Annotated in this window: 11 protein-coding genes and 1 pseudogene; 2 read left to right on the top strand and 10 right to left on the bottom strand. The window is 44.3% G+C overall.

Annotated elements, in window-relative coordinates; translation table 11 throughout:
• Positions 1-139: 139 nt before the first annotated feature.
• Complete coding sequence (locus tag PJF56_RS21860) at positions 140-1,207, bottom strand: sugar ABC transporter substrate-binding protein (protein WP_283764844.1); 1,068 nt, start codon at positions 1,205-1,207, stop codon at positions 140-142.
• 188 nt (positions 1,208-1,395) lie between these two features.
• Here PJF56_RS21860 and PJF56_RS21865 point away from each other — a divergent pair, with 188 nt between their 5' ends.
• Positions 1,396-2,268: a hypothetical protein gene (locus PJF56_RS21865; RefSeq protein WP_283764845.1), complete on the top strand. Its 873-nt coding sequence runs from the start codon at positions 1,396-1,398 to the stop codon at positions 2,266-2,268.
• Positions 2,269-2,322: 54 nt separating this feature from the next.
• Here the strand turns inward: PJF56_RS21865 and PJF56_RS21870 are convergent, their stop codons facing one another.
• Positions 2,323-3,090 (bottom strand): TIGR00297 family protein, encoded by a 768-nt coding sequence (locus PJF56_RS21870; RefSeq protein ID WP_283764846.1) that lies wholly within the window; start codon positions 3,088-3,090, stop codon positions 2,323-2,325.
• Between the two features lie 17 nt (positions 3,091-3,107).
• Between PJF56_RS21870 and PJF56_RS21875 the strand changes: the two genes are divergently transcribed.
• Positions 3,108-3,539: a VOC family protein gene (locus PJF56_RS21875; RefSeq protein ID WP_283764847.1), complete on the top strand. Its 432-nt coding sequence runs from the start codon at positions 3,108-3,110 to the stop codon at positions 3,537-3,539.
• Between the two features lie 55 nt (positions 3,540-3,594).
• Here the strand turns inward: PJF56_RS21875 and PJF56_RS21880 are convergent, their stop codons facing one another.
• From PJF56_RS21880 to PJF56_RS21915, 8 genes and pseudogenes are all read right to left on the bottom strand, one after another.
• Positions 3,595-5,112, bottom strand: a complete 1,518-nt coding sequence (locus tag PJF56_RS21880) for an MBOAT family O-acyltransferase (RefSeq protein ID WP_283764848.1) — start codon at positions 5,110-5,112, stop codon at positions 3,595-3,597.
• 299 nt (positions 5,113-5,411) lie between these two features.
• Complete coding sequence (locus PJF56_RS21885) at positions 5,412-5,639, bottom strand: type II toxin-antitoxin system MqsA family antitoxin (RefSeq protein ID WP_283764849.1); 228 nt, start codon at positions 5,637-5,639, stop codon at positions 5,412-5,414.
• A gap of 19 nt (positions 5,640-5,658) precedes the next feature.
• Positions 5,659-5,940, bottom strand: a complete 282-nt coding sequence (locus PJF56_RS21890; protein ID WP_283764850.1) for a DUF4258 domain-containing protein — start codon at positions 5,938-5,940, stop codon at positions 5,659-5,661.
• A gap of 17 nt (positions 5,941-5,957) precedes the next feature.
• Positions 5,958-6,125, bottom strand: a pseudogene (locus PJF56_RS21895) (type II toxin-antitoxin system VapC family toxin); the annotation flags it as partial.
• Positions 6,122-6,370 carry a hypothetical protein gene (locus PJF56_RS21900; RefSeq protein ID WP_283764852.1) on the bottom strand — a complete coding sequence of 83 codons (249 nt, stop codon included), beginning with the start codon at positions 6,368-6,370 and terminating at the stop codon, positions 6,122-6,124. The gene PJF56_RS21900 and the pseudogene PJF56_RS21895, both read right to left, overlap by 4 nt.
• A 164-nt stretch (positions 6,371-6,534) precedes the next feature.
• A complete protein-coding gene (locus PJF56_RS21905) occupies positions 6,535-6,948 on the bottom strand; it encodes a PIN domain-containing protein (RefSeq protein ID WP_283754120.1) in 414 nt (137 codons plus the stop codon).
• Positions 6,938-7,156 (bottom strand): hypothetical protein, encoded by a 219-nt coding sequence (locus PJF56_RS21910; RefSeq protein WP_283764853.1) that lies wholly within the window; start codon positions 7,154-7,156, stop codon positions 6,938-6,940. The genes PJF56_RS21905 and PJF56_RS21910 overlap by 11 nt, the downstream gene beginning before the upstream one ends.
• 27 nt (positions 7,157-7,183) lie before the next feature.
• A complete protein-coding gene (locus PJF56_RS21915) occupies positions 7,184-7,345 on the bottom strand; it encodes a hypothetical protein (protein WP_283764854.1) in 162 nt (53 codons plus the stop codon).
• Positions 7,346-7,661 lie beyond the last annotated feature (316 nt).

Genomic DNA, 7,661 nt, shown 5'->3' on the forward strand with positions numbered 1-7,661 from the left:
CTCAATGCGATTGAGGACTAATAAAACAATGGTGCTACCTAGACCGAATATACTAATAAGCGCGATCAATAATACTTTTTGAATGAGCTGTTTGATTAAAGTTTTTTTTTAGAAATCTTCATGATAAATCACGATCTGATTACTGAATATGGTTTTGCACATTCTCTTGAGAGACTACTTTAATGTCTGGCATATAGATGATAGCAGGAAGGGTTTCCCCCGTTTCTAGATGACGTACCATCATTTGTAGGGCAATACGAGCTTGAATATCGGGAGATTGATCGATGGTAGCAGCAATGTCTCCTTTGGCGATCGCCCCGATCGCCTCCTGAATCGCATCATACCCGGTAATTAAAATATCACTGCGTCCAGCTTTTTGAATAGCCCTGAGCGCCCCCAAAGCCATAGTATCATTGGCACACATAATTGCATCAATATCCGAGAATTCCTCTAGCCATTGAGTTGTAATTTCTTCTGCCATATCCTTATCCCAGAGAGCAGATTGGCTTGCGAGAACATTGATATTACCTTGCTCTAGTCCCGCTAAGAATCCATTGCGGCGATCGATCGCACTCCGTTGACTGGTCACTCCTTCTAAAATTAAAACATTACTATCGTCCTCTAGTTTCTCTACTAACCACTCTCCCATCACTTTTCCCGCTTGAAAATTATTAAAACTGACTAGAGACAACACCTTATTGCTATTAATTGCACTATCTAGAGCAATTACGGGAACACCGGTCTCAATTATTTTTTCCGTCACGGGAACCAGACGATTCGCATCCATCGGAGCAATAATCATTGCATCCGTATTTCCACCGCTTAAATACTCAGATATTAGTCTGATTTGTGCCTCAATACATGCCAACTCATTCTCACAAGAATCGGTAATATAAGCCAACTCTACATTAACCTCAAAATCTTTTCCTGCCTGCTCGATCCCTTGCCATGTCACTGACCAATAATCATGCTCCGATAATTCTGCGTAATTGGGCGCTTTGGTCACAAATGTAATATTCCAGGGTTGAGTCGCCACCCTTTCAGTTTCTAGATCGATATCAGACCGATCGACTTGAGAAATAGTCTCACTAGAACTAGAGGAATTTTCTTCGGGAGTTGACGAGGTGTTAGTAGCCGATTTACAACTCACCAAACTGATGCTAAGATAAAGGAGAATCATCCATGTAGTAAATAAATTAATTTTCATAAAACGCCTAAAAAATAAAAATTATACCATTTTTATTATAAGCGAAAAGAGTCAAGTCGTATACCTAAATCGATCGAAGGTTGATCTGATGTATACTTCAATGAGTGCTGTATCTTTGTCAATGCGAATTGGTGGTTTGGTTTCACTACCAATGACAAAATAGTTCTATTACTCTCAATGACTAATGTATGCGTCTTCTGTTTACCATTGCCCACTTTTATAACCCCCAAGGATCTCAACGACATGCTTCCCAACGTCCCGATCCCCAACCGCGTATCCAAGCGCTCACCTCAAGTCTGGCTGCTATTCATCAACTTTATAGCCAATTTCAATGTATGATTGACATTGGTAAACGGGAGGTTGTGCCGAGTAACCAACAATACGTTAACCATATTGATATTGTTATTTGTACGACCAGGGGACATCATTTACTCAATCAACTGCCCATTTCCCAAGACTCTTACCATCACGACGCTAGTCAATGTGAACCCATGTTTCTGGGGTTTGAATGTCAAGCCCTCTTGCGCGATAACCTAGGATGTTATGATTATTACTGTTTTCTAGAAGATGACTTGATTTTATCTGACCCTTGGTTTTTTGTTAAACTGATGTGGTTTAATCGGATTACGGGCGATCGCAACCTTCTGCAACCCAACCGCTACGAAAGTTCCATCGGTGGCCCATTCCGCAAAGCCTACATCGACGGAGACCTCAAACCCCACGTTACCCAACCCTTTCAAAACCTGGAAGAACATCCCCAACTCACCGGTAAAGTGATGGAATGTCCCGTTGTATTAAAACGTCCTCTTAATCCCCACTCCGGTTGCTACTTCCTCAACGGCGCACAAATGGATTATTGGGTCAATCAACCCCATTTCCTTGACCGGGATACCCGCTTTATCGGCCCCCTAGAAAGTGCCGCAACTCTAGGCATTATGAAAACGTTCCGCATCTACAAACCCGCGCCCCAAAATGCCAACTTCCTAGAAATTCAGCATTTTGGCACGAGCTTTTTAAGTCTGATTGGTAAAAAAGTAAAAATGCCCAATCAAACGGCTTGAAGGCCTGTCAAAATCAAGATTATGAAGCGCTGTATCAAGTCCGGGTCATCAATTCTACAGGGTGATTGCGTAGGCGAACAAAACGGCAAACATCGCCCCCAACGCCGTGTTGATGATGTTCACCCGTTCATTGGTGAGCCAACTCATTTTGGTCTGTAGGGTGGCTCCGATTAAACTTTCGACATTTGTGGCTAAAAATGCCGCTACGAGGCAATAGAGGACACCCAGGAGGCTAATTAGACCCACCAACCAACCGACTAGGGCAAGGGCGATCGCCCCCACCAGACCCGCTAAGGTTCCCTCCAGACTCACTGCACCCTCCGTTCCCCGCGCGACCGGTTGCAATGTGGTAATCAGAAAGGTGCGTTTTCCGTAAGCTTTACCCACCTCAGAAGCGCAAGTATCCGACAATTTGGTGCTAAAACTGGCCACATAGGCCAAACCCAACCAGGGAATGAGTTCATCCGGCCCCCCTTGAACCTGAATAAACAACACCCCCACAGCACAAACTGCACCCACCAAAGCAGACCCCCAAACATTTTCCGGCCCCCTTGCACCGGAGCGTTTTTCGGCAATTCCTTCGGCCTCTTTTTGGGCTAACCCAATGCGAGTGACTCCCGATCCGACTAAGAAATAAAACCCCACCACCGCATAACCGGGCCATCCCAGGGTTCCCCAGACCAGTACCCCCAAAATCCAAGCATGAATCACTCCTGCCAGGGTTAACAATTTTTTCGGCGCTAATGCCACAATGGTCAATAAGACCGTATTCAGAATTACGGCAACGATCCAGGGATGAGTGAAGATGGTTAAATCAGTCATGGAGGATAAGGTCGGTTATGGACAGGGTATTATTTCATCTGGCGTTTCCCGTGCAAAATCTGGAAGCAACCAAAGCCTTTTATGTGGAGGGTTTGGGCTGCCAAATGGGTCGAGAATCGCGCCATGCTCTTATTTTAAGCTTGTATGGCCATCAGTTGGTGGCCCATGTCACCGATGAGCCAATCCCTCTGCAAACCGGCATTTATCCCCGTCATTTTGGCTTGGTGTTTCTGCAAAAGTCGGATTGGGATGAGCTGTTGCAGCGATCGCACGATCGGAATTTACGCTTCTTTCAACAGCCCAAACAACGGTTTCCAGGCCAATTAACAGAGCATTTTACCTTTTTCTTAGCCGATCCGTTTGAAAATTTCCTGGAGTTTAAGCATTACTGCCACCCAGAGGCGATTTTTGGAGCGCGGGAAGTCACTGCTGTGGGCGATCGCACTTAAATGATATCCAATCTAGAAAATAATGCTCGGCAAAAGTCAATCGGGTGACCCTATCCTAAAAATCAAAATAAATATAGGGCAGTGCCCCTTGGGGAGCGAGTAACCACACCAGATATAAACTAACGGGACTTAAGACTAATTTGATCGGCCAATTGAGCTGTAAGTTTAAGCGTCGCTGCAATAAAAACAGCAGAGTCATGACACCGACGAGAGCGAATAAGACCCAAGTAAATTGTAGGCGATCGATGCCTAGGGTATCGAGATAAATTTTCTGGGTAAATTGGGGGTCAGCCTCTTTACCGAATAAGTGGGAAATGGCAAACCAAGAGTCTTTTAAGTTGGGCAGCCGGAAAAATATCCAGGCGGTAAATACCATGGATTGGGTCACGATCCATGCCAAGATTGTGCCGGGTAAACTGCGCCAAAAGGCTTTTAATGTATGACTTTCTTTTGACAAACTATCGATCAAACGATGGACAACTAAGGCTAATCCATGATAAACACCCCAGACAATAAAGCCCCAGGCTGCACCATGCCAAATTCCCGCGATTAACATCACCATCAGCAGATTGAAACAGGTTCTGAATAATCCTAAACGGGAGCCTCCCAAGGGAAAATAGAGATAATTTCTCAGCCAACTTCCTAATGTCATGTGCCACCGTCGCCAAAAGTCGGCAATGCTGGTGGTAAAATAGGGGTCTTCAAAGTTTTCGGGTAGATTGAAGCCGAGTAAAATGGCACTGCCGCGCACAATGTCCACATAGCCACTAAAGTCTAAATAGAGTTGCAGCCCATAGGCGAGGGTGGCTAACCACAGATCCCAACTGCCAGCGCGGACGAGGTGAGTAAAACTGAGGTCTACAATCAGGCCCAACCGGTCAGCAACCAGGGCTTTTTTTGTGGCTCCTAATGCGATTAACCATAACCCTTCTGTGAACATTTCGATGGAGGGAAATTGAGGGTTTCTCAGTTGGGTAGTGAGCTGCTGATAAAGGGTGATGGGGCCAGAAATTAGTTTCGGAAAAAAGAGTTTATAGGCGGCAAATTTGGTGAAACTTTTGGCAGCAGGAGCGCCTCGATAGACATCGACTAAGTAGGCGATCGCCTCAAAACAGAAGAAACTCAGTCCCAAGGGCGCGATCACATTGTCGCTCACCCAGTCCGCAGAAGCCGTAGCAGTGGGGATTTGCCAGATCTCGCCCACGGAACCGAGGACAAAGGGAACATACTTAAAGCCGAATAGGAGCAAGACATTTAAGACGATTCCAAGGACTAAAATCCAAAAGCGCCGTTGATTCCAACCCGTTTGGGCAAATTGCCACTCTTGGTTAGAGAGCTGCCAGTCTTGGGCGTGGGAACCTGGGACAGTATCGGGAACCAGAACTTTGGCTAAACTATAGTTGACCCAAGTCATCGCCAGCAGCAGGGGAATATATTGGGGTTGCCAAGAGGCATAAAAGAGTAATGAGGCGATCGCCAACAACAAAAACCGCGTTTGCCGCGATCGGCTTGACCAATACAGGATACAAACACTGAATAAAAAGACACCATAAAGGAGAGACGTAAAACTCATCGGTTATGAGAAGCGGGGGAATATAGCATTGTCAAATCATATTCGCAAAATGGTAACACAAGTCTATATAGTCTTTTCATTCCCATATCTCTTAAAATATCATCAAACATCAATTCAATTCCCCCTAGGGGCGGGTTATACCCAAGTCCAGAACACCCACCCATCAATTCCCAAAACCCGCCCCCACAAAATCCATCAACCATTCCCCGTAGGGGCGGGTTTTACCCAAAACTAGAACACCCACCCATCAATTCCCAAAACCCGCCCCCACCCTGTAGTTCAATGAACAGTTGCCAATTTTAAGAAAACCCTGCCACCTCTACAGAACGAGCAACCGCCAATTCTTGCCGGTGTTGCTGAATAGATTCAATCTTGTGCAACGTTTCTGCACTTAGATACCGTTCTCCACAATGGGGACAACTGATGATGGGAATCCCTTCAATAATTAATAAATCCTCTCCTTTCCCATAAGTTCGGGTGACCTCTTGAATATTAACTCCTTCATTGCCACAAATATCACAGAACATAATCTTTTATCCTTGAGTGCTACAAAACATATACTGTAATCATAACAACTTTCCCTGTCCGACCCAATTTAACCACCACTTCTAGGTCTTGATTGTCTAAACCCGTGCCTCGAATTCGGAATTTAGATTCATAAGTATTCCGGTCTCGTTGACGTTCAAGAATTTCACCCGTAAGAATCCCTTGTTCAACATCATAAATGCTTAATCCATCATCAGCCATCTCTTCTTCTGCATGGGTCGTCATCACATACTGATAAGAGGAAACTTTTTGGCGAATATCTCTTAAAATATCATCAAACATAAATGCAATTCCCCGTAGGGGCGGGTTGCCACTACCCAAAGCTCAATGAGAACCTGGGGAGTCAAAAAACATTGATGCCCTTGGTTGAGCAGTAACCTCACCGCTTCTCTGGCTACATGATGCCGTCTATCATCAGGGTTACTCAAGCGTAAAACGACATTGGTATCTAAAAGATAGTCTGTCATTCTTCGTACAAAGAATCGCGGTTAAATGCTTCATCTGGTAAACTAATATTCGTTCTTGCCAGTCCAGAAACCCAATCACGAAACTCTTCCGCTCGTTCTGTTGGTGTTGTGTTTTGCCACAACTTCCTATTCTGTCGAGTCGGATGTTGTGCTTGAGCTTCAATTGAATCGATGAAATCAGCAATTTGGTTTAACTGTTCATCATTGAATTGGTCTAGCTTTTCCTTAATTTTCTGAAGCAACATAGTTAGAAGATCAAACTTGTTGAACAGATTCAATTTTATCACAAATCCCTAATCCTATCCCCCAAAAACCGTAGGGGCGGGTTTGACCCAAATCTAGAACACTCACCCATCAATTCCCTATTCATGTCCGCGAAGCGGAAACCCGCCCCCACTGCCTGTTGATTTTACGCAAATGGATTGACAATTCTCATTTTCTGTGCAATCAATTGATCGTGATGTAAATCTTCAGAGTACAAGATTGTACAATCTAAAGTTAAAGCAGTAGCAATAATTAAACTATCCCAATAAGAGTATTGGTATCGAGATTTTATCTCTAACGCTTGAATCACTTTAAGGGTATCTATTTCCGCAATAGTGAAAGTGCTAACTAACTCTAAGATGATTTCTTGAGCTTCATTATCGGCGACAAGCTTCTTTCTGGTCAAAACATTGAACAATTCTCCTAGGGTTTGAGTGCTGAGACTTATCGAGTCCAACTCATCGGCAATAATTTGCCGTACTTTGAGATATTTTATTTCTGGTTCTTTGGCATAGAGATAGACCCAAAGATTTGTATCTAAAAAGACTTTACCGCTCATGGAGTTCATCTCGATTGAACTGATAATCTGGAGACAATGAAAAAGAGTGTTTGTCTACTAATTGCAAAAACTGCTGCTTTTTACGATCGCCTTCATCCGTGTCGATAAGTACAATTTTAAACGTCTTGCCTTCCATGATCGATTCCAGATGGCGATCGAGAATTAGGCTACCGTTGTTATACGTTGCTGTCAGTATTTTGCACGCCATATGTTCGTTGATGAGAATATTACTGTCCTAACTTAACACAGCAGTTGGGTTTTCGGCGATCGCCTTCCCTCCCTGTCCAGGATTGTATAGCCTAATACTCTCAGCACCGGCACGTCCTTCAACCCAATGGACAAAACCCATCAACCATTCCCCGTAGGGGCGGGTTATACCCAAATATAGAACACCCACCAATCAATCCTCAAAACCCGCCCCCACCCCACCTTCTCAATTAAAAATTAAAAATTAAAAATTGAAAATTGAAAATTGAAAACCACCCAGATCCCCGTAGGGGCGGGTTATACCCAAAACTAAAACACCCACAAATCAATTCCCTAAACCCGCCCCCACCCCACCCACAAATCACCAATACAGCGTTTTTCGATGTTATGAGGTACAGTAATCGAAATGTTCCTTGAGAGTGTTGTCCCATGAAAAGCCTGAAGAATGGGCACTCTAGCGTAAAAAATGGTTTTCCCATTACCCATTACCCATTACCCATTACCGC

The sequence above is a fragment of the Roseofilum halophilum BLCC-M91 genome (assembly GCF_030068445.1).
GTDB classification, from domain to species: Bacteria; Cyanobacteriota; Cyanobacteriia; order Cyanobacteriales; family Desertifilaceae; genus Roseofilum; species Roseofilum halophilum.